Below are 17,298 nucleotides of genomic sequence, written 5' to 3'. Positions count from 1 at the left end.
CTGCTAATACGTCTTCCAAACGTCAGTTCGCGGGTGGAACGCGGGACGGATAGACATCGTAGGTCTTGCCTCCCACGCTGATGCGGACCGCCTTCATCCAGTGCCGGGTCTCGTCACGCGAACGATTGCCGACTGCGGTCACGTCGTCCCCGATCTTGGCGGTGTTTTCCAGGAAACCCGCGCGCGTCGTCGCCGCCGGTGTCGCCAGATCAACCTTCCAGACCTGACCATCGACCTCGACGTCCAGAACCGGATGCGGATTGCCGTAATAGATCGAGACGATCCTGCCGGTGAGCTCGAAAAATCCATCCTGGGTCCAGGACCAGCCATGGTGGGCGAATGCGGCGCTGCCGGAGAACATAAGCATGATCGTTCCGGCCAAGGCGACAAGCTTCTTCATCAGACGCTCCCTGGTTGCATTTCGAGAAACTAAGGTTGGAATCCCGGTTTGGCGACCTATCATCGCGAATCTGTGATCCTGAATCAGGGACAATCGTCGGAATGTTTCTCACCAATCACGACATCGTCGACCTCGTGGAGCTCCGGCACCAACTGCATGCCAGCCCGGAAATCTCCGGCGAGGAGGAAGCCACCGCCCGTCGGATCGTTGCGGTTCTGGAAGAGATCGGGCCCGACCGCATCGTCACCAGGCTCGGCGGACACGGCGTTGCCGCGGTGTTCAACGGCACGGAACCTGGGCCTGCCGTCATGTTTCGCTGCGAGCTCGACGCACTTCCGATCGAGGAGATCGGACGTCTTCCGTATCGTTCGACCATGCCGGGCAAAGGTCATCTCTGTGGCCATGACGGGCATATGACGATCTTGACCGGCCTTGCGCGCGGGCTTGCGCGGAACCGGCCTGCGCGCGGAAGCGTCGTGCTGCTCTTCCAGCCGGCGGAGGAGACCGGTGCGGGCGCCGCAGCAGTCATCGCCGATTCCAAATTCAAGCAGATCGCGCCCGATTTCGCCTTCGCGCTGCACAACATGCCCGGCCTGCCGCTCGGATCGGCGCGTTTGTCGCCGGGACCTGCGAACTGCGCCTCGCGCGGCATGCGGGCCGTGCTTGCAGGCAAGACATCGCATGCTTCGGTACCGGAGGCGGGACTCTCGCCGATGCGAGCCGTCGCCGATCTGATGCCGTCACTCACCGCGCTCGGGCCCGGCGGCGACCTGGACTCCGGATATCGCCTCGTGACGGTCACTCATGCCCGTCTCGGCGAGCCCGCCTTCGGCATCGCGCCCGGCCATGCCGAAATCTGGGCGACGCTGCGCACGCTGACAGACGACGGCATGAGCGGTCTCGTGGATCAGGCCGAAGCGCTCGTCCGCGAGGCCGCCGGTCGGTATGGGCTCGAGGTTACCGTCGATTATCACGATGTTTTCTACCACTGCGAGAATGATCCCGAAGCCGTGGATATCCTGCGCGCGGCGTTCGATGCGGAGGAAGTTCCGCATGGCGAGGCAGAGATCATGCGCGGGTCTGAGGATTTCGGACTGTTCGGGCGAGGTGCGAAGTCGGCGATGTTCCTGTTCGGATCCGGCGAAGGGTCGCCGCAGCTTCATAATCCAGATTTCGACTTTCCCGATGCCCTGATCGAACCCGGTGCGCGGATCTTCATGCGCGTGGTCCGCAATCTTCTGGGATAGCCGTCGAGCCGGCGCATGCCATCGCCTGAACACGTCTCTTTTCTCGCACGCTGTCGTCTCTCCGTAATGGAAGCAGGGCATTATCGTGGTTATCCGCCGGGGGGCGGCATCAGCGACGAATTGCGGCCAGCGGCCTGATCCACTGTAGTCGGCCGGCGTTCCGATTCCGTCGCCGCCGCGCCGCTCCGGTCACTCGACACGGGGAGCCGACATCTTGAGCGCGGGTTCATTCTCGGCGGATCGCCCGTGACATACCAGATCGATACCAGGCCCCGCTGCCCGGCGCCTCTTCCTCGTGCCGCCGCTCTCGGGATATGCCGCTACAGCCGCGTCCGCATGCTCGACAACATCGTCAGCACGCTCGTCTTCCTCCATCGGCGGAGGTGCAGGCGGCGCATGGGGCGGATTGTCTGGAAATGGCCACTGGCGGTCGCGGTCGCCATTGTCCTGTTCGCCCTGGTCACTATCGACACCTATTTCGCGGCGAACCGGCTCGCGGCTAAATCGCCCCTGCTCGAACAGGCGCTTGCGTGGACCCACTGGGGCAAATCGGCCACCATCCTGGTGCCGACGGCGTGCCTGCTGATAGGTGCCTCGCTCGTGCCCTGGCGACGGCTGCGGCCGCGCACCCAACTCCTGTTGCTGAACCAGACCGCGATGAGCGCCTATCTGCTTCTGTCGGTTCTGCTGGCCGGCCTGGTGGTGAATCTCATGAAACCGATGATCGGCCGGGCGAGGCCGAGCCTCTACCCCGAGCTGGGCGCCTATCACCTCGATCCCTGGACGTTCCAAACACGCTTCGCGTCCTTTCCGTCCGGCCATTCGAGCGTCGCAGGTGCTGCGGCGATGGGTCTTGCGCTGCTGTTTCCCGCACTTAGGGTTCCGGCGCTGATCCTCGCCCTGTGGCTGGCGACGACGCGGGTCTTCGTCGGGTCGCATTTCATGAGCGACGTGTTCGCAGGTCTGATGATCGGGGCGTGGTTCGCCTATGCCCTGGCGATCGTCTGCGCGGCGCACGGATTGTTGTTCGATGCTTCGCGAGAAATCCTGCCGAGACCGAAGAAGACGTTCCATATCCTGCCCCCCGGCGTGCGGACGGAATGGCGGGGGATGCGCAGACGCTATTTCAGTCGACCCAGCCTTCCTGTCGACAGTGCGTGCGCCGATGCTTCCGTGGTGAACTGATTGACTCTTTCCCAGAACTCAGTCATGAGCCGCGGCGAAATGGAGCTTCCCATGCGTGGCCTGCTTTTGGCCTTCCTGACGAGCGGTTTCGCCGGCTCTCCCGCCGGCGCCGGCGCTCGCATGCTCCGTTCCACCAAAACCACGGCCAAAACGAAGACCGCGAAAACGGTCTGATACCCCTTGGCCAGCTCGCCCCTCCCCGGGTCCGGCCCGGGGATGGACCCCGCAAAGCCGGCGGGGTTCCTGAAACGAGCGGAGGGGGACAGGAGATTTCGATGGGTTTCAAGGTTGCGATCGTCGGCGCCACGGGAAATGTGGGCCGCGAGATGTTGAACATTCTGGAAGAACGCGGTTTCCCGGCCGACGAGATCGTGCCGCTCGCCTCTCGCCGGAGCCAGGGGACGGAAGTCTCCTACGGCGACAAGACGCTGAAGGTGAAGGCGCTCGACAATTACGACTTCTCCGACACCGACATCTGCCTGATGTCGGCCGGCGGGTCGGTTTCTAAGGAATGGTCGCCGAAGATCGGCAAGCAGGGCTGCGTCGTCATCGATAATTCCTCGGCCTGGCGCTACGACCAGGACGTGCCGCTGATCGTTCCGGAGGTGAACCCGGACGCGATCTCGCTCTATACGCGCAAGAACATCATCGCCAATCCGAACTGCTCGACCGCGCAGATGCTGGTGGCGCTGAAGCCGCTGCACGACTTCGCGACGATCAAGCGCGTTGTCGTGTCGACCTACCAGTCGGTTTCCGGCGCGGGCAAGGAAGGGATGGACGAGCTGTTTACCCAGACCCGTGCGGTCTTCGTCGCCGATCCGGTGGAGGCGAAGAAGTTCACCAAGCGCATCGCCTTCAACGTCATCCCGCACATCGACGTCTTCATGGACGACGGCTCGACCAAGGAAGAGTGGAAGATGGTCGCCGAGACCAAGAAGATGCTCGACCCGAAGATCAAGGTGACGGCGACCTGCGTGCGCGTGCCGGTGTTCATCGGCCATTCCGAGGCCGTGAACCTCGAATTCGAGAAGCCGATCACGGCCGACGAGGCGCGCGAGATCCTGCGCGAGGCGCCTGGCTGCCAGGTGATCGACAAGCGCGAGAACGGCGGCTACATCACGCCGATCGAGAGCGCCGGCGAGGATGCGACCTACATCTCGCGCATCCGCGAGGACTCGACTGTCGACAATGGCCTCAATCTCTGGATCGTCTCCGACAACCTGCGCAAGGGCGCAGCGCTCAATGCTGTCCAAATCGCCGAGCTGATGGTCGAGCGCGGACTGCTGAAGCCCAAGGCCAAGGCGGCCTGAGACGCGAAGAACAGGGACCGCGGCGGATCGACTTTCCTCAGTCGACCGCCGCGACCTGCTCTCTCAGTTCCCCCAGATGAGCGATCTTGCGGAATCGGGGGTGGTTGGCGGGCTCCTCGGCATGTTCGAGCACCCAGGTCAGCTCGTGCGGCACGAACACACCCCAGCCGCCGGCGTCGATCGCCGGCAGGACGTCTGACTTCAGCGAGTTGCCCACCATCATCGCCCGCTCCGGACCGTCGCCATGGCGGGCAAAGATACGGCGATAGGTCTCCGGCTTCTTGTCGGACACGATCTCGACCGCGGTAAAGAAATCCCCCAGCCCGGAGGCTGCGAGCTTGCGCTCCTGGTCGAACAGGTCGCCCTTGGTGATCATGACCAGCCGGTAGTCACCGGCAAGCGCCTCCAGCGTCTCGCGGGCGCCCGGCAAGGTCTCGACGGGATGCGACAGCATCTCGCGGCCCGCTTCGAGGATCGCCGAAATCACATTGGCCGGCGCCCGGCCTTCCGTCACCTCGATCGCCGTCTCGATCATCGACAGGGTGAAACCCTTGATGCCGAAGCCGTAGGCCGCGAGGTTCTTCTTCTCGGCCGCCAGCAGCCGTTCTGTCAGGTGGTCGTGCGCGGCATAGTCCGACAAAAGCTCGGCGAAGCGTCTTTCGGTCAACCGGAAGAACTGCTCGTTCTGCCAGAGCGTATCGTCGGCGTCGAAGCCGATGGTGGTGAGCCTGGACATGGCGATCTAGTCTCATCCGGCCCGCTTCGCGTCAACAGCTTCCCGCGCCGGCTGCTGTACGGCGCGGGCCGGCATGGCCGCCCACCTTCGGGGATGCCCTTGCCTCTCTCCGGGATCAGGCCCCGACGCGGTCGTTGCTCGCCGCCATCGCATGGTGCGCCGGCAGGTCGTCGATGAGCACGCCACGCGCGCGCGCATACGCCTCTACGATGCCACGCGCGGTTTCCGGCTCGATCTCGCCCAGCAGTGCCGCGCGGCAGGCCCGTACGGCAACATCATGGGCGGGACCGTGTTCCAGCGGTGCAAGTTCATCGAGCGCCTGCAGGGCATCGGTGGCATTGTCGATGTGTCGGGGAAACCCAAGACCGACGAACATGGTCAGGGGACGTTCGAAAGCGGCACCATTCATCGCAACCTCCTTTCGCGATTCGGTCCAACGGAGCGGCTTTGACAAGGCTGGCCTGACGGGCAGCCAGACAGGATTTTGGTGTCCGATCGGCCGCCGTCAAGAGGGTCGGCCAAACGAAAACGGCGGGCCGAAGCCCGCCGTGACGCATGCCGATAGCGATGCCGATTACTCGGTCGCAGCGGCAAGCTTGGCTGCGGCTTCTTCCTGCGCCTTGGCGAGGAGAGCTGCGCGCTCCTGGGCCTTCTTGCCGGGCTTCGCCTTCTCCGGGTTCGAGCGGGCTTCGCGCTTGGCGATGCCGGCCTCGTTGAGGAAGCGCAGAACGCGGTCGGTCGGCAGGGCGCCGTTGCCGAGCCAGTGGTTGATGCGCTCTGCGTCGAGCTTCACGCGCTCGGCCGAGTCCTTCGGCAGGAGCGGGTTCCACGCGCCGACCGTCTCGATGAAACGGCCGTCGCGCGGCGAACGCACATCGGCGACGACGACGTGGTAGTAGGGACGCTTCTTCGAGCCCGCGCGGGCCAGTCTGATCTTCAGTGCCATGTTCGTTTCTCCTGATGTCTCACTGAGGGTTGCGGCCAGGCGGCCGGTTCATGCACCGCCGTTGGCGGCGATCTGCTCGTGATGTCGGATGACCTCCTTCACCACGAAATTGAGGAACTTCTCCGCGAAGTCCGGGTCGAGATTGGCCTCCCTGGCGAGCCGGCGGAGACGCTCGATCTGCTGCGCCTCACGGGTGGGGTCGGCCGGCGGCAGGCCGTGGGTGGCCTTGAGGTGGCCGACGGCCTGGGTGCAGCGGAAGCGCTCGGCCAGCATGTGGATGAGCGCCGCATCGATGTTGTCGATCGAAGCGCGATAGCCGGCCAGGATCTCGCGGGCGCGTTCGGCGTCGTTCATTGCATCCTCAAAAAACTGGGCATTCTCGCGGAGTGGGCGCGGAAGTCGGCGGGCGGCAGGTGGCGCCAGATCTCCAGCATTCCGTGCGGCTTGACCTCGACGGCGCCCTCGTGGCTGGCGCCGAGGCGCTCGGCCAGGCGGAATGAGCGGTTGTTGCCCGGAAAGATCGCCGACATCGCCGTCGTCCAGCCGAGTTCGTCATAGGCGAAGGTGATCGCGCGGATTGCAGCCTCCGCGGCATAGCCGCGACCCTCGAATTCAGGCAGCACCGTCCAGCCGATCTCCGGCTCGGGCCAGCCTTCGGGGAAGGTCGGGCCGACGATGCCAACCGTTTGGCCGCTCATCCTCTCGACGACGACGAACTTGCCGTAGCCACGCAGCGACCAGCAGCCCGCATAGGCGGCGATCCGCTTCCAGGTGGAGACCAGGTCCTCCGGACCGCCGACGAAACGCGATGCCTCGGACGCATAGAAGCCGGCAAAGGCTTCGACATCACCCGGCGTGAAACCGCGCAGGGTCAGACGGGGCGTTTCGAGGGTCGGGATCACTTCTTCGGCCCCTTCGGCAGGCCCGGGAACCCGCCGAGGCCCGGCAAGCGCGGAGCGCCGCCAAGGCCGGGCAGGCCACCGGGACCGGGCAGGCCGGGCAAACCCTTGGGCAGGCCGCCGCCGAGACCGGCCGCCTCGGCCTGCTTCTTCAGGGCCTCGAGCTGCTTCGGATCCATGTTCGAGAGGTCGGGCATGCCGCCCATGCCACCAGCGAGGCCGCCGAGGCCCATCTTGTTGGCGAGGCCGCCCATCAGGCCGCGCATCATGCCGCCGCCTTTGCCCTTGCCGCCCATGGCCTTCATCATGTCGGCCATCTGGCGGTGCATTTTCAGCAGCTTGTTGATCGCCGCGGCATCCGTGCCGGAGCCCTTGGCGATGCGCTGCTTGCGCGAATGCTTGAGGATGTCCGGATTGGCCCGCTCCGCCTTGGTCATCGACTGGATGATCGCGATCTGGCGGCCGAACATCTTGTCGTCGAGACCGGCGGCGGCCATCTTGTCCTTCATGCCGCCCATGCCCGGCATCATGCCCATGATGCCGCCCATGCCGCCCATCTTCTGCATCTGGCGCAGCTGGTCGGCGAGATCGTCCAGGTCGAACTTGCCGGACTGCATCTTCTTGGCCATCGCCGCGGCCTTTTCCGCGTCGATGTTCTCGGCAGCCTTCTCGACGAGCGAGACGATGTCGCCCATGCCGAGGATGCGGTCGGCGATGCGCTTGGGATGGAACTCCTCCAGCGCGTCCATCTTCTCGCCGACGCCGATCAGCTTGACCGGCTTGCCGGTGACGGCGCGCATGGACAGCGCGGCACCGCCGCGGCCGTCGCCGTCCATGCGGGTGAGGATCAGGCCGGTCACGCCGACGCGGGAATCGAAGTTGCGGGCGAGGTTGACCGCGTCCTGGCCAGTCAGCGAGTCGGCGACGAGCAGTACCTCGTGCGGCTTGGAAGCGGCCTTGATGTCGGCCATTTCCACCATCAGCGGCTCGTCGATATGCGTGCGGCCGGCGGTGTCGAGGATGACGACGTCGTAGCCGCCGAGACGGCCGGCCTGCTCGGCGCGGCGCGCAATCTCGACCGGGGTTTGGCCCGGAACGATCGGCAGCGTCGTCACCTTCACCTGCTCGCCGAGCTGGCGCAGCTGCTCCTGCGCGGCCGGGCGGCGCGTGTCGAGCGAGGCCATCAGGACCTTCTTGCCCTGGCGCTCGGTCAGCCGCTTGGCGATCTTGGCGGACGTCGTGGTCTTGCCCGACCCCTGCAGGCCTACCATCATCAGCACGACCGGCGCCGGCGCGTTGAGGTCGATCGCCACGCCCTCGTCGCCGAGCATGGCGACCAGCTCGTCATGGACGATCTTGACCACCATCTGGCCGGGCTTGATCGACTTCAGCACCGCCGCGCCGACGGACTTCTCGCGCACCTTGTCGGTGAACGAACGTGCCACTTCGAGCGCGACGTCCGCTTCGAGCAGAGCGCGGCGCACCTCGCGCAGAGCCGCGGAGACGTCCGCCTCCGACAGCGCGCCGCGGCCAGTCAGGCCATTGAGGATGGAACCAAGTCGTTCCTGAAGGCTCTCGAACATCCGTTTCCCGTTCCCTGGCGATTGGCTTCGCCGGAGAGGTAGTGTCTGCCCGCGCGATTTGAAACGCCAAAGCCGAAAAGCACCCGGGGGCGCACAGCGCTGCCGGGTGTTGGCTTCCGGGATCGGTCCTGTCTCAGGCGTCCCGGTCAGCGGCTCAGAGTATCAACTCATCGCGGAATTCGGAGCGTGTAGACAGGAGAAGAACCGCGGAGTCAAGCGGATTTGTCGTGTTGCTCGACGCCAACGGTTACCTGATGGCGAACCGCGTATCACTCGAAGTGATATTCGATATCCGAGAAGCGCGGGGTTGAAAAGACATAGAAGATCTTGATCGGCACCTCACCGTCATTGACGATCCCGTGCCAGCTGTTGCCTGGAACATATGCTGCCGACCCAGCCGTAACTTTGAAGACCTCATCATCTATCGTGAGCCGGCCGGTTCCTTCCAGGACGTAGTAAATCTCAGCTTCGGCGTGTCTATGCCGCTTATGCTCTCTGCCAGGCGACAAGATGGCTACACCCGAACACATGTCGCCGGTGGGTGTCACGTCACTGCTAAACAATGTCTGCCACATGAGGTCGCCCTTGGCCGGGTCGTCCCACGTTTCAACCGGAGTTTCCGACAGTGACGTCACGAACGGTTGCGGCATAGTGGATCCCCGGCCAACGCTGCGTTTTCAATGGTCTCATCGTTAGCAAGACAGTTTTCTCGCAAGCAAGGGGCGTTGCTACGGACTTTGTCCCCGAATATGCTGTTGCGCAGTCAGGTCCTACCCAGCAATCCGTCCACGAAAGCCAGCTTCGCCGCGACATTCTTTGAGATCACAAATGGGTAGAGGTCGGGCACGCCCATGCAGCGGTTGATCGAGTTGGAGGCGTTGGAGAGCACGATCCAGCGTTTCAGCGTGCGCTCGAAGGAAACGGGCCGCGTTGCATCAGCGCCCGCGTCGTCCGGCGTATCCAGGCGCTCCTCCTTGGTCTCCATCGCCGAGATCGACATTCCGAGCGCGTCAGCCATTTCCAGCGTATCGACGATGTGAAGGTAGTGCGCCCATGTCTCGGCCCAGTCCTCCCACGGATGGCTCGCGGCGTAGGCGGTGATGTGGTTCTCCTGCCAGCCCGGCGGCGGAGGATTGGCGTAGTGGTGCTGCAAGGCCTGCTCATAGTCGGCGGTCTCGTCGCCGAAGGTCTCGCGGAAGCTTGCCAACCGGGTCGGATCGTCACGGATCAGCCGATCCCAATAGTAATGGCCGATCTCGTGACGGAAATGGCCGAGCAAAGTGCGGTAGGTCTCGCCCATGGCGATGCGGCGCTGCTCGCGCTCGACCGAGTCCGCCTCGGCGACGTTGAGCGTAATGACGCCGTTGTCGTGGCCTGTGAGGATCTTCTCGCCGCCGGGGCCGCCGCCGACCGGGTCGGCCAGAAAATCGAAGGCGATGCCAGCGTCCTCTTGAGGCGATTGCTTCGGACGGACTTCCAGCCCAAAGGACAGGAGCGCGTAGATAAGACGCCGCTTGGCGGCTTCGACGCGGATCCATCGGTCGCGATTACCCTCGATCGACAGGTCGGGGATGGTCTTGTTGAGCGCGCAGGCGCGGCAATAGGTCTGAGGTCCCGGCGCGCGCCAGTTGCACAGCGCTTCGTCTGCGTTTATGCAGGCGAAGGCATCTCCCCCCAACAGCACGAAGTCGGCCAAGTCGGGATCGTAAAGAACTTCGACGCCGCAGGCGAGGCATCGTGAATTTTCGAAGTAAAGCCGCTGGCCGCAGGTGGGGCAGGAGAAGAGCTTCACAGCAAGGCTCCGGTAGTAGGGAGGAACGGGCGCTTGAACGCAGACAATCGCGAAACGTTGCAGTGAGCAAACGAATTCCGCCGGGCCGTTTTCGGCCCGGCGGACCATGTCTGTCGCGCGCGATTAGCGGACGACGTAGACGATACGACGCGTCTGCGGTTCGACCAGCACCGGCTGGCCGTTCACATAGACGTAGCGGTATTCGTAGTCCGGCACCTCCGCCAGGGTGACAGTCTCCGGAAGGCTGGCGCCGACCACGACCTCGCCGTCGAGATAGACGGGCTGGACCTGGTTCGTGCGCACATAGGAAACGACCTTATCCGGAGGCGGTGAAGCAAGGCCCTCGGCCGTGCCGCCGATCGCGGCTCCGGCAACGCCGCCCACAACCGCGCCGATCGGCCCGCCGACGATTGCGCCGGCCACCGCACCGGTCGCGCCGCCAGCCACGGCACCGCCGCCGCCCTGCGGCCGCTCATAGGTCACCACCGGAACTGAGGACCGGCTTTCGGTGACGATGGACGCAGTGCCGTTCATGTCCACCGACAGATAGTCAGAATAGACCCAGCCTGGACCGCTGGCGGTACCGACCTGGCACCATTTGCTGTTTTCGAGACAGCCGCCGAGATCGGCGGGGGCGCCTGCTGCGATCATTCCGATGACAGGATATTCCGGGCCCGGGCCGCCACGGACATTCAGGTCGGTAGTGGCGGTGACGGCCGTCTGCGCAGACGCGGCGCCGGCAAAAGCCGCAAGCGCCACGGCGGCGATCGGCAGGATGGTTCGGGTTCTCATGGGGTCTCTCCTGGTTTAATCCCTTCGGGGAGCCAAACGGCGGGCGGGAGAGATCGTTCCAGCGAGCCTGGAGATAGAGTGTGGTGTAACAGACAGGAAACAGCGAGCGAGATAACGCGACATTGAACGGTCGCAACTTCATCTTAACCGTGACAACGCAACTTCCCGATGGCAGAAACCTGCGGAATCACGGTTTTGGAGAGATACATGGCTTTTCTTGCGCAGGGCGCAAAGCTTGCTTCGGGTCTTCTGGTCGCGCTTGCATTGAGTGCGGGGGCGGCGAACGCAGCGAGCTGCGGTAAGGATGCAAGCGGCTTCGAGACCTGGAAGCAGGCATTTGCCGCGGAAGCCAAGGGCGCCGGGGTCAAGAGCAAGGGGCTTCAGGCCCTAGCCGGCGCGAAATACGCGAACGCCACCATCAAGGTCGACCGCGCGGTGAAGAAGGCCTTCAGCGGTTCGGTCCAGGACTTCATGAAGCGTCGCGGCGGCGCGACGATCATCTCGAAGGGACGGTCGCTGAAGAAGGCCAACGCAGCCATGTTCGCCGACATCGAGCGTCGTTACGGCGTCCCGCCCGGCCCGCTGCTGGCGATCTGGGGGATGGAGACCGGCTTCGGCGCTGCCATGGGCAACCAGAATACGGTCTCGGCAATCGTCACGCTCGCCTATGACTGCCGCCGCCCCGAATTCTTCACGCCGCACGCGCTTGCGGCCCTCAAGCTCGTCGATCGCGGCGTGCTCACCGCCGGCACCGTGGGTGCCGCGCATGGCGAGTTTGGCCACACCCAGTTCCTTCCGGGCAACATCCTGAAATATGGCGTCGGCAGCCTGAACCTGCGCGACAAGTCCACCGCACTCGCCTCGACGGCCAACTTCCTGCGCGGGCATGGATATGGCGGCGGCCCGGCAAGCGCCAATCGCGGCGCGATCGCGGGCTGGAACTCGGCCTCGGTCTACCAGCAGGCCATCATCATCATGGCCGACGCCATCGACGCCGAGTGATCGATCTGTCTGCAATCAAAGAAAAGGCCGGCCGCTTGGCCGGCCTTTTTCGTCGCGATAGGCTGATTGTTCAAACGGGCCGGTTGCGCGCCCCGAGCGTCCGCAGCCGCAGGCCGTTGAGCCGGATGAAGCCTTCGGCGTCCTTCTGGTCGTAGGCGCCGCGGTCGTCCTCGAAGGTCACGAGGTCGTTGCGATAGAGCGACTTCGGCGAGCGGCGGCCGGAGACGATGACATTGCCCTTGTAGAGCTTCAGCCGCACCTCGCCTTCGACATCCTCCTGGCTCTTGTCGATGAGCGCCTGCAGCATCTCGCGCTCGGGCGAGAACCAGAAGCCGTTGTAGATCAGCTCCGCATAGCGGGGCATGATGTCGTCCTTCAGGTGGCCGGCGCCGCGATCGAGCGTGAGCGATTCGATGGCGCGGTGGGCGGCCAGGAGGATCGTGCCGCCGGGGGTCTCGTAGACGCCGCGCGACTTCATGCCGACGAAGCGGTTTTCCACCAGGTCAAGCCGGCCGATGCCGTTGTCGCGGCCGAGGTCGTTCAGGGCCGAAAGGATGGACGCCGGCGAAAGCTTCTTGCCGTCGATCGAGACGGCATCGCCCTTCTCGAAGCCGATGATTATCTCGGTAACCTTGTCCGGAGCGTCCATCGGCGAGATGGTGCGCTGGTAGACATATTCCGGCGGATCGACCCACGGATCCTCCAGCACCTTGCCTTCGGAGGAAGAGTGCAGGAGGTTGGCGTCGACCGAGAACGGCGCCTCGTTGCGCTTATCCTTGGCGATCGGGATCTGGTAGCTTTTCCGCGAAGTCGATCAGGTCGGTGCGCGACTTGAACGACCAGTCGCGCCACGGCGCGATGACCTTGATGTCGGGGTTCAGCGCATAGGCCGACAGTTCGAACCGCACCTGGTCGTTGCCCTTGCCGGTGGCGCCGTGCGCGACCGCGTCGGCGCCGGTCTCGCGGGCGATCTCGACAAGGTGCTTGGAGATCAGCGGGCGGGCGATCGAGGTGCCGAGCAGGTAGGTGCCTTCATAGACCGCGTTGGCGCGGAACATCGGGAAGACGAAGTCCCTGACGAATTCCTCACGCACGTCCTCGATGTAGATCTCCTTGGCGCCCATCATCTCCGCCTTCTTGCGGGCGGGCTCGAGGTCGCTGTCGCCCTGGCCGAGGTCCGCAGTGAAGGTGACCACCTCGGCGCCGAGCTCGGTCTGCAGCCACTTCAGGATGATCGAGGTGTCCAGGCCGCCTGAATAGGCGAGGACGACTTTCTTGACGTTCTTCCACTTCGACATTGCCGGTCCTGTCAGATCTGCTGCGCAACGGGAAAAGCCCGCGTTTCGCGCGTTCTTTTAGCAGGAAAGGGCCGGCCGGCAAGGCCGCCGCCGGCGACAGTGCTCGCGTGGGCGTGATTTGCTTTTGCCGGCTCTGCGCCCTGGAATACACTCGTCGTTGATTCGTGATGCAATCCGCGATTGCAGCCAGTCCTCTGGAGGAGTGCAGTTCGATGCAAAGACACGCCGTCGCGGGCCGTGCAGGTTCCTCATTGGGCAGATGGTTCGGCGGGGCGATGCTCGCGGTTGCCTGCGGATGGTCGCCGTCCGCGCTTGCGGCCGACCGCTGGGTTCCGGTCGAAGGAGAGGCGACGATCACGCTTCCCGATCCCTTGCAGGCCAAGGGCATTGCGGCCGCCTCGCTCGCCTGCGCCGAACAGAGATGGTCGCTGCGGCTCACCCTTTCCCCGGAAGCAACTGCGCCGTCGGGTGAAGCTGCGGCGAAGCTCTTCGTCGGCGCGCAGAGCTTCGAAACGCGCGCGACACTCGAGAATGCGACGATCTCGGTCCCGGTGGCAGGCCTTGCGATCTCGCCGATGAAGACCGGGACGCGGGCAAAGATCACGATCGACGGCGCGGAACCCGCGCTCGAAGCCATTTTCCCGCTGCGCGGGTCCAAGGTCGCGATCGAGACCGCCGAGCCGCTCTGCTCGAAGCGCGACATGTCGGGCTATGAGCGCATCGGGCTTACCCCGTACAGCTCCTACCTCCTGGAGGCGAAGGAGCTTCGCAAGGACGAGATCGAGCTGTTCCGTCAGGCGACCACGGCCGAGCCGGTCGTCTCCGCGGCCAAATCGGTGCTGCCGGACGGCCGCAGCCTGCTCTTCGTCGAACTGTGCGGCTCGTCCTGGTACTATGGCGCGTCGGGCTGCAACGTCGCCGCCTATTCGCGTCTTTCCAATGCCGCCGCGTGGACACAGGTCTACGATGCCGAGGGCGCCGACCTCTACCTCGACAACCGCACCCTGGTCGACGGATGGCCGAACCTGATCGCGCTTCCGAAGAAGGGCGGCGGCGATGAGGTGCTGTGGGCCTGGGACGGGACGGCCTATGGCGTGTCGGATGGCGACGCAGTCGCGACCGCTCCGGGGGCGCCGCAGCCGGAAAATCAACAGTAAGCGCCGGCGCTGGCGCTGCTGCGGCCGCGAGCTGGCTGTTCCGGCGACGTCCTTCTTGATGTAGAGCGTGGGGGAGGCTTCATCGGACCCGCGCGCACATGTTTTCCGGATACGTCCCAGATCTCGCCATCCTTGCGCAGTTCGCGGTCGCGACCGTCATCATCGCGATCACCCCGGGGCCGGACATGACGCTGTTCGTCGGCCGTGCGCTCTCCGAAGGACGCGCGGCGGGGCTCGCCTGTGCGTTCGGCGCCATGACCGGCTGCGTGATCCACACCACCCTGGTCGCACTCGGCCTGTCGGCGCTGATCCTCGCCTCGCCCGAGGCGTTCCTGGCGCTGAAGATCTTTGGCGCGGGCTACCTCGTCTGGCTCGCCTGGCAGGCGATCCGGCACGGCTCGACCTTCTCGCCGGAGCGCAAGGGCGGGCGGCGCCATTCGCTGCTGCAGAACTGGGCGACCGGGATCGGCGTCAACCTGCTCAATCCCAAGGTCATCCTGTTCTTCATGACCTTCCTGCCGCAATTCGTTTCGGCCGCCGACCCGCACGCGGCGGCCAAGCTCTTCGTGCTGGGCGGTCTCTTCGTGCTGATCTCGATTCCGATCAGCGTCGGGCTCGTTTTCGCCGCCGACAAAGTGTCGTCGCTTCTGCGCGGCAGCCCGCGCATCACGCGGGCGATCGACTATCTGTTTGCCGGCGTGTTCTCGGCCTTCGCGCTCAAGATCCTCACCGCGCAGGCAAAGTAGCGCGGGACCTCCAGCCCCCAGCCAGGCGCCCGGCGACGGCCCAATAGGCGATGCCGCCGAGGATGCCGGCACCGATGACGGTGGACAGCACGTAGGGATTCTCGACCAGCGGGTCGCGGGTCGCGATCGCCCCCGGCTCGAGATCGAGCGACGGTGGCAGGTAGAACCAGAACAAGGCGATCACGCAGGCACCCACGACGCCGCCAGCAATTGAATAATAAAGCCAGTCGCGTGCGCCGAGGATTTCTCCGATGCCGATCGCGACGACGGCGGGCAGGAACGCAAAGTAGGCTGTGAACAGCGCGACGAACGGGATCGAGAAGACGACCGAGCCCATGACGAGCACCGGTGCCTCTTCGGCCTCGAAGCCAGCGGACGTTAGAAAGATGAGGTGCAGAAAGGCGCTCGCGACGACGGAGGCGACGGCATAGCCGACGAGGATCAGGATCAACTGGCCGAGGATGCGCAGGAAGACGGTCATTGTGGAGGGCTTTCCTCTGCCGGAGCGCGGAATGTCAGGTCGCCTAGGAAACGGACAAGCAACGCGCGCGTCGCGATGAAGCCGAGCCCGCCGGCGAAGCCCCCCGCGGTCACCAGTCCAAACTGCCACCATGGGAATGCCGTCTCCGGGGCGAACAGATACAGGACCATGAAAGACGCCAATGCGCAGGCCGGCGCGGCGAGGACATAGTAGAGAGGCCCGTAGCGGCGCCACTCGCCGATCGTGACGAATATGATCGCCAGCGGCATGGCATAGATGAATGTCGCCATCGTGCCGACAACCAGCATCAGCGCGAGGTCACTGGCGGAATGGGTGCGACCCTCGAATGCGTCGGTCATCAGAACGAGGACCACGATAGTGACCGCGGCGACCATGGACGCGACGGCATATGGGATCGCGTCACGGACGAGGACGACCGCCCCGGCGCGGACGATCGCGCCGATCCTCACTCCTCGCCGTGCCCCGCGATCATCATCGCTTCCAGCGCCAGGCGGTCGACGCGGCGCATGCGTTCGGATTCGGACTTGAGCTGGCCGCAGGCGGCGAGAATGTCGCGGCCGCGCGGGGTGCGGATCGGCGAGGCGTAGCCGGCCTCATTGATGTAGTCGGCGAACTTCTCGATCGTCTCCCACTCCGAGCACTGGTAGTTGGTGCCGGGCCAGGGGTTGAACGGGATCAGGTTGATCTTGGCGGGGATACCCTTGAGCAGCTTGATGAGCGCCTTGGCGTCGTCGATGGAATCGTTGACGTCGCGCAGCATCACATATTCGAAGGTGATTCGTTTGGCGTTGGACAGCCCGGGATAGGCGCGGCAGGCGGCCATCAGTTGGTCGAGCGGATACTTCTTGTTGATCGGCACCAGCAGGTCGCGCAGGTCGTCGTTGGGCGCATGCAGCGAGATGGCGAGCATCACGCCGAGCTCGGCGCCGGTACGCACGATCTCCGGCACGACGCCCGAGGTCGACAGGGTAATGCGGCGCTTGGAGAGCGCCAGCCCGTCGCCGTCGGAGGCGATCAGCAGCGCCTTCTTGACGTTGTCGAAATTGTAGAGCGGCTCGCCCATGCCCATCATCACGATGTTGGACACCTTGCGGCCCTCGGACGGCACGATTGCGCCGGCGGGCGTGTCGCGGTCGGGGAAGTCGCCGAGACGGTCGCGCGCCACCAGGAGCTGGGCGAGAATCTCTTCCGAGGTCAGATTGCGCACCAGCTTCTGCGTGCCGGTGTGGCAGAAGGAACAGGTCAGCGTGCAGCCGACCTGGGACGAGATGCAGAGCGTGCCGCGACCTTCCTCGGGGATGTAGACCGTCTCGATCTCGACCGGCCGGCCGGCGCCGCGTGCGGGAAAGCGGAAGAGCCACTTGCGTGTCCCGTCCTGCGAAATCTGTTCCTCGACGATTTCGGGCCGGGCGATGGTGAAGTGCTTGGCAAGCGTCGCGCGCAGCTCCTTCGAGATGTTGAACATCTGGCCGAAGTCGGAGACGCCGCGCACGTAGAGCCAGTGCCAGAGCTGGCTCACGCGCATCTTCGCCTGGCGCTCAGGCACGCCGGCGCCGACGAGCGCCTGCGCCATCTCCTCGCGGGACATGCCGATAAGCGACGGCTTCTCGCGCGAGGTCTGCGCGGAAATGCCGGGTGTGGCGCGGGCGCCATCCGCCCGCGTATCGTTTAAAACCGTGACTGCCATTGGTGTCGAAAAGCCG

The 17,298-nt window shown here is 64.8% G+C and carries 20 protein-coding genes and 1 pseudogene; 7 read left to right on the top strand and 14 right to left on the bottom strand.

The window, feature by feature from the left end:
• Window positions 1–22 precede the first annotated feature (22 nt).
• The gene (locus LRS09_RS10600; RefSeq protein WP_257806250.1) at window positions 23–400 is read right to left on the bottom strand and encodes a DUF6152 family protein; all 378 of its coding nucleotides are present in this window, start codon (window positions 398–400) and stop codon (window positions 23–25) included.
• Between the two features lie 101 nt (window positions 401–501).
• Here LRS09_RS10600 and LRS09_RS10595 point away from each other — a divergent pair, with 101 nt between their 5' ends.
• From LRS09_RS10595 to LRS09_RS10580, 4 genes are all read left to right on the top strand, one after another.
• Window positions 502–1,647 carry an amidohydrolase gene (locus tag LRS09_RS10595; protein WP_257806249.1) on the top strand — a complete coding sequence of 382 codons (1,146 nt, stop codon included), beginning with the start codon at window positions 502–504 and terminating at the stop codon, window positions 1,645–1,647.
• A 396-nt stretch (window positions 1,648–2,043) separates the two neighbouring features.
• Complete coding sequence (locus LRS09_RS10590) at window positions 2,044–2,832, top strand: phosphatase PAP2 family protein (protein WP_257806248.1); 789 nt, start codon at window positions 2,044–2,046, stop codon at window positions 2,830–2,832.
• 24 nt (window positions 2,833–2,856) lie between these two features.
• Window positions 2,857–3,006 carry a hypothetical protein gene (locus tag LRS09_RS10585; RefSeq protein WP_257806247.1) on the top strand — a complete coding sequence of 50 codons (150 nt, stop codon included), beginning with the start codon at window positions 2,857–2,859 and terminating at the stop codon, window positions 3,004–3,006.
• A gap of 101 nt (window positions 3,007–3,107) precedes the next feature.
• Window positions 3,108–4,142 carry an aspartate-semialdehyde dehydrogenase gene (locus LRS09_RS10580; RefSeq protein WP_257806246.1) on the top strand — a complete coding sequence of 345 codons (1,035 nt, stop codon included), beginning with the start codon at window positions 3,108–3,110 and terminating at the stop codon, window positions 4,140–4,142.
• A gap of 37 nt (window positions 4,143–4,179) precedes the next feature.
• Here LRS09_RS10580 and LRS09_RS10575 read toward each other — a convergent pair whose 3' ends face one another.
• The 9 genes from LRS09_RS10575 to LRS09_RS10535 form a co-directional block, all read right to left on the bottom strand.
• A complete protein-coding gene (locus LRS09_RS10575) occupies window positions 4,180–4,878 on the bottom strand; it encodes an HAD family hydrolase (protein WP_257806244.1) in 699 nt (232 codons plus the stop codon).
• Between the two features lie 115 nt (window positions 4,879–4,993).
• Window positions 4,994–5,287, bottom strand: coding sequence for a DUF982 domain-containing protein (locus LRS09_RS10570; RefSeq protein ID WP_257806242.1), 294 nt, complete (start codon window positions 5,285–5,287; stop codon window positions 4,994–4,996).
• A gap of 165 nt (window positions 5,288–5,452) precedes the next feature.
• A complete protein-coding gene (gene rpsP / locus LRS09_RS10565) occupies window positions 5,453–5,824 on the bottom strand; it encodes a 30S ribosomal protein S16 (RefSeq protein ID WP_257806241.1) in 372 nt (123 codons plus the stop codon).
• Between the two features lie 48 nt (window positions 5,825–5,872).
• Window positions 5,873–6,178, bottom strand: a complete 306-nt coding sequence (locus LRS09_RS10560) for a chorismate mutase (protein WP_257806229.1) — start codon at window positions 6,176–6,178, stop codon at window positions 5,873–5,875.
• Complete coding sequence (locus tag LRS09_RS10555; protein ID WP_257806228.1) at window positions 6,175–6,726, bottom strand: GNAT family N-acetyltransferase; 552 nt, start codon at window positions 6,724–6,726, stop codon at window positions 6,175–6,177. The genes LRS09_RS10560 and LRS09_RS10555 overlap by 4 nt, the downstream gene beginning before the upstream one ends.
• Window positions 6,723–8,306 carry a signal recognition particle protein gene (ffh, locus tag LRS09_RS10550; protein ID WP_257806225.1) on the bottom strand — a complete coding sequence of 528 codons (1,584 nt, stop codon included), beginning with the start codon at window positions 8,304–8,306 and terminating at the stop codon, window positions 6,723–6,725. The genes LRS09_RS10555 and ffh overlap by 4 nt, the downstream gene beginning before the upstream one ends.
• Window positions 8,307–8,575: 269 nt before the next feature.
• A complete protein-coding gene (locus tag LRS09_RS10545; protein ID WP_257806223.1) occupies window positions 8,576–8,956 on the bottom strand; it encodes a cupin domain-containing protein in 381 nt (126 codons plus the stop codon).
• A 113-nt stretch (window positions 8,957–9,069) separates the two neighbouring features.
• Window positions 9,070–10,098 carry a putative zinc-binding metallopeptidase gene (locus LRS09_RS10540; protein ID WP_257806222.1) on the bottom strand — a complete coding sequence of 343 codons (1,029 nt, stop codon included), beginning with the start codon at window positions 10,096–10,098 and terminating at the stop codon, window positions 9,070–9,072.
• Window positions 10,099–10,221: 123 nt separating this feature from the next.
• On the bottom strand, window positions 10,222–10,890 hold the full coding sequence (locus LRS09_RS10535) for a DUF1236 domain-containing protein (RefSeq protein WP_257806219.1): 669 nt from the start codon (window positions 10,888–10,890) through the stop codon (window positions 10,222–10,224).
• 207 nt (window positions 10,891–11,097) lie between these two features.
• Here LRS09_RS10535 and LRS09_RS10530 point away from each other — a divergent pair, with 207 nt between their 5' ends.
• A complete protein-coding gene (locus tag LRS09_RS10530; protein ID WP_257806218.1) occupies window positions 11,098–11,892 on the top strand; it encodes a lytic transglycosylase domain-containing protein in 795 nt (264 codons plus the stop codon).
• Between the two features lie 70 nt (window positions 11,893–11,962).
• Here the strand turns inward: LRS09_RS10530 and LRS09_RS10525 are convergent.
• Window positions 11,963–13,190: pseudogene (locus LRS09_RS10525) on the bottom strand (argininosuccinate synthase).
• Between the two features lie 212 nt (window positions 13,191–13,402).
• Between LRS09_RS10525 and LRS09_RS10520 the strand changes: the two are divergent.
• Both LRS09_RS10520 and LRS09_RS10515 read left to right on the top strand, forming a co-directional pair.
• On the top strand, window positions 13,403–14,347 hold the full coding sequence (locus LRS09_RS10520) for a hypothetical protein (protein ID WP_257806213.1): 945 nt from the start codon (window positions 13,403–13,405) through the stop codon (window positions 14,345–14,347).
• A 98-nt stretch (window positions 14,348–14,445) separates the two neighbouring features.
• Window positions 14,446–15,093, top strand: coding sequence for a LysE family translocator (locus tag LRS09_RS10515; protein WP_257806210.1), 648 nt, complete (start codon window positions 14,446–14,448; stop codon window positions 15,091–15,093).
• Here the strand turns inward: LRS09_RS10515 and LRS09_RS10510 are convergent.
• Genes LRS09_RS10510 through rlmN form a run of 3 tightly spaced genes read right to left on the bottom strand, consistent with a single transcriptional unit; the run spans window position 15,074 to window position 17,282 of the window.
• Window positions 15,074–15,574, bottom strand: a complete 501-nt coding sequence (locus LRS09_RS10510) for a hypothetical protein (RefSeq protein WP_257806209.1) — start codon at window positions 15,572–15,574, stop codon at window positions 15,074–15,076. The genes LRS09_RS10515 and LRS09_RS10510 overlap by 20 nt on opposite strands.
• Window positions 15,571–16,044, bottom strand: coding sequence for a hypothetical protein (locus tag LRS09_RS10505; protein WP_257806206.1), 474 nt, complete (start codon window positions 16,042–16,044; stop codon window positions 15,571–15,573). The genes LRS09_RS10510 and LRS09_RS10505 overlap by 4 nt, the downstream gene beginning before the upstream one ends.
• On the bottom strand, window positions 16,041–17,282 hold the full coding sequence (gene rlmN / locus LRS09_RS10500) for a 23S rRNA (adenine(2503)-C(2))-methyltransferase RlmN (RefSeq protein WP_257806205.1): 1,242 nt from the start codon (window positions 17,280–17,282) through the stop codon (window positions 16,041–16,043). Before rlmN ends, LRS09_RS10505 begins: the two co-directional genes overlap by 4 nt.
• Between the last annotated feature and the right edge of the window lie 16 nt (window positions 17,283–17,298).

The organism is Mesorhizobium sp. J428 (genome assembly GCF_024699925.1).
In the GTDB taxonomy this organism is placed as follows: domain Bacteria; phylum Pseudomonadota; class Alphaproteobacteria; order Rhizobiales; family Rhizobiaceae; genus Mesorhizobium_A.
Note: the sequence above shows the minus strand (reverse complement) of the source record. Positions and strands in the feature narration are given on the sequence as shown.

What these genes read in the sequence shown, in the direction of transcription:
- LRS09_RS10580 (WP_257806246.1), top strand. Translation starts at nt 3,108, where the DNA reads ATGGGTTTCAAGGTTGCGATCGTCGGCGCCACGGGAAATGTGGGCCGC.
- LRS09_RS10585 (WP_257806247.1), top strand. Translation starts at nt 2,857, where the DNA reads ATGAGCCGCGGCGAAATGGAGCTTCCCATGCGTGGCCTGCTTTTGGCC.
- LRS09_RS10560 (WP_257806229.1), bottom strand. Translation starts at nt 6,178, where the DNA reads ATGAACGACGCCGAACGCGCCCGCGAGATCCTGGCCGGCTATCGCGCT.
- LRS09_RS10535 (WP_257806219.1), bottom strand. Translation starts at nt 10,890, where the DNA reads ATGAGAACCCGAACCATCCTGCCGATCGCCGCCGTGGCGCTTGCGGCT.
- LRS09_RS10545 (WP_257806223.1), bottom strand. Translation starts at nt 8,956, where the DNA reads ATGCCGCAACCGTTCGTGACGTCACTGTCGGAAACTCCGGTTGAAACG.
- LRS09_RS10570 (WP_257806242.1), bottom strand. Translation starts at nt 5,287, where the DNA reads ATGAATGGTGCCGCTTTCGAACGTCCCCTGACCATGTTCGTCGGTCTT.
- rlmN (WP_257806205.1), bottom strand. Translation starts at nt 17,282, where the DNA reads ATGGCAGTCACGGTTTTAAACGATACGCGGGCGGATGGCGCCCGCGCC.
- LRS09_RS10520 (WP_257806213.1), top strand. Translation starts at nt 13,403, where the DNA reads ATGCAAAGACACGCCGTCGCGGGCCGTGCAGGTTCCTCATTGGGCAGA.
- rpsP (WP_257806241.1), bottom strand. Translation starts at nt 5,824, where the DNA reads ATGGCACTGAAGATCAGACTGGCCCGCGCGGGCTCGAAGAAGCGTCCC.
- LRS09_RS10595 (WP_257806249.1), top strand. Translation starts at nt 502, where the DNA reads ATGTTTCTCACCAATCACGACATCGTCGACCTCGTGGAGCTCCGGCAC.
- ffh (WP_257806225.1), bottom strand. Translation starts at nt 8,306, where the DNA reads ATGTTCGAGAGCCTTCAGGAACGACTTGGTTCCATCCTCAATGGCCTG.
- LRS09_RS10530 (WP_257806218.1), top strand. Translation starts at nt 11,098, where the DNA reads ATGGCTTTTCTTGCGCAGGGCGCAAAGCTTGCTTCGGGTCTTCTGGTC.
- LRS09_RS10515 (WP_257806210.1), top strand. Translation starts at nt 14,446, where the DNA reads ATGTTTTCCGGATACGTCCCAGATCTCGCCATCCTTGCGCAGTTCGCG.
- LRS09_RS10575 (WP_257806244.1), bottom strand. Translation starts at nt 4,878, where the DNA reads ATGTCCAGGCTCACCACCATCGGCTTCGACGCCGACGATACGCTCTGG.
- LRS09_RS10600 (WP_257806250.1), bottom strand. Translation starts at nt 400, where the DNA reads ATGAAGAAGCTTGTCGCCTTGGCCGGAACGATCATGCTTATGTTCTCC.
- LRS09_RS10510 (WP_257806209.1), bottom strand. Translation starts at nt 15,574, where the DNA reads ATGACCGTCTTCCTGCGCATCCTCGGCCAGTTGATCCTGATCCTCGTC.
- LRS09_RS10590 (WP_257806248.1), top strand. Translation starts at nt 2,044, where the DNA reads ATGGGGCGGATTGTCTGGAAATGGCCACTGGCGGTCGCGGTCGCCATT.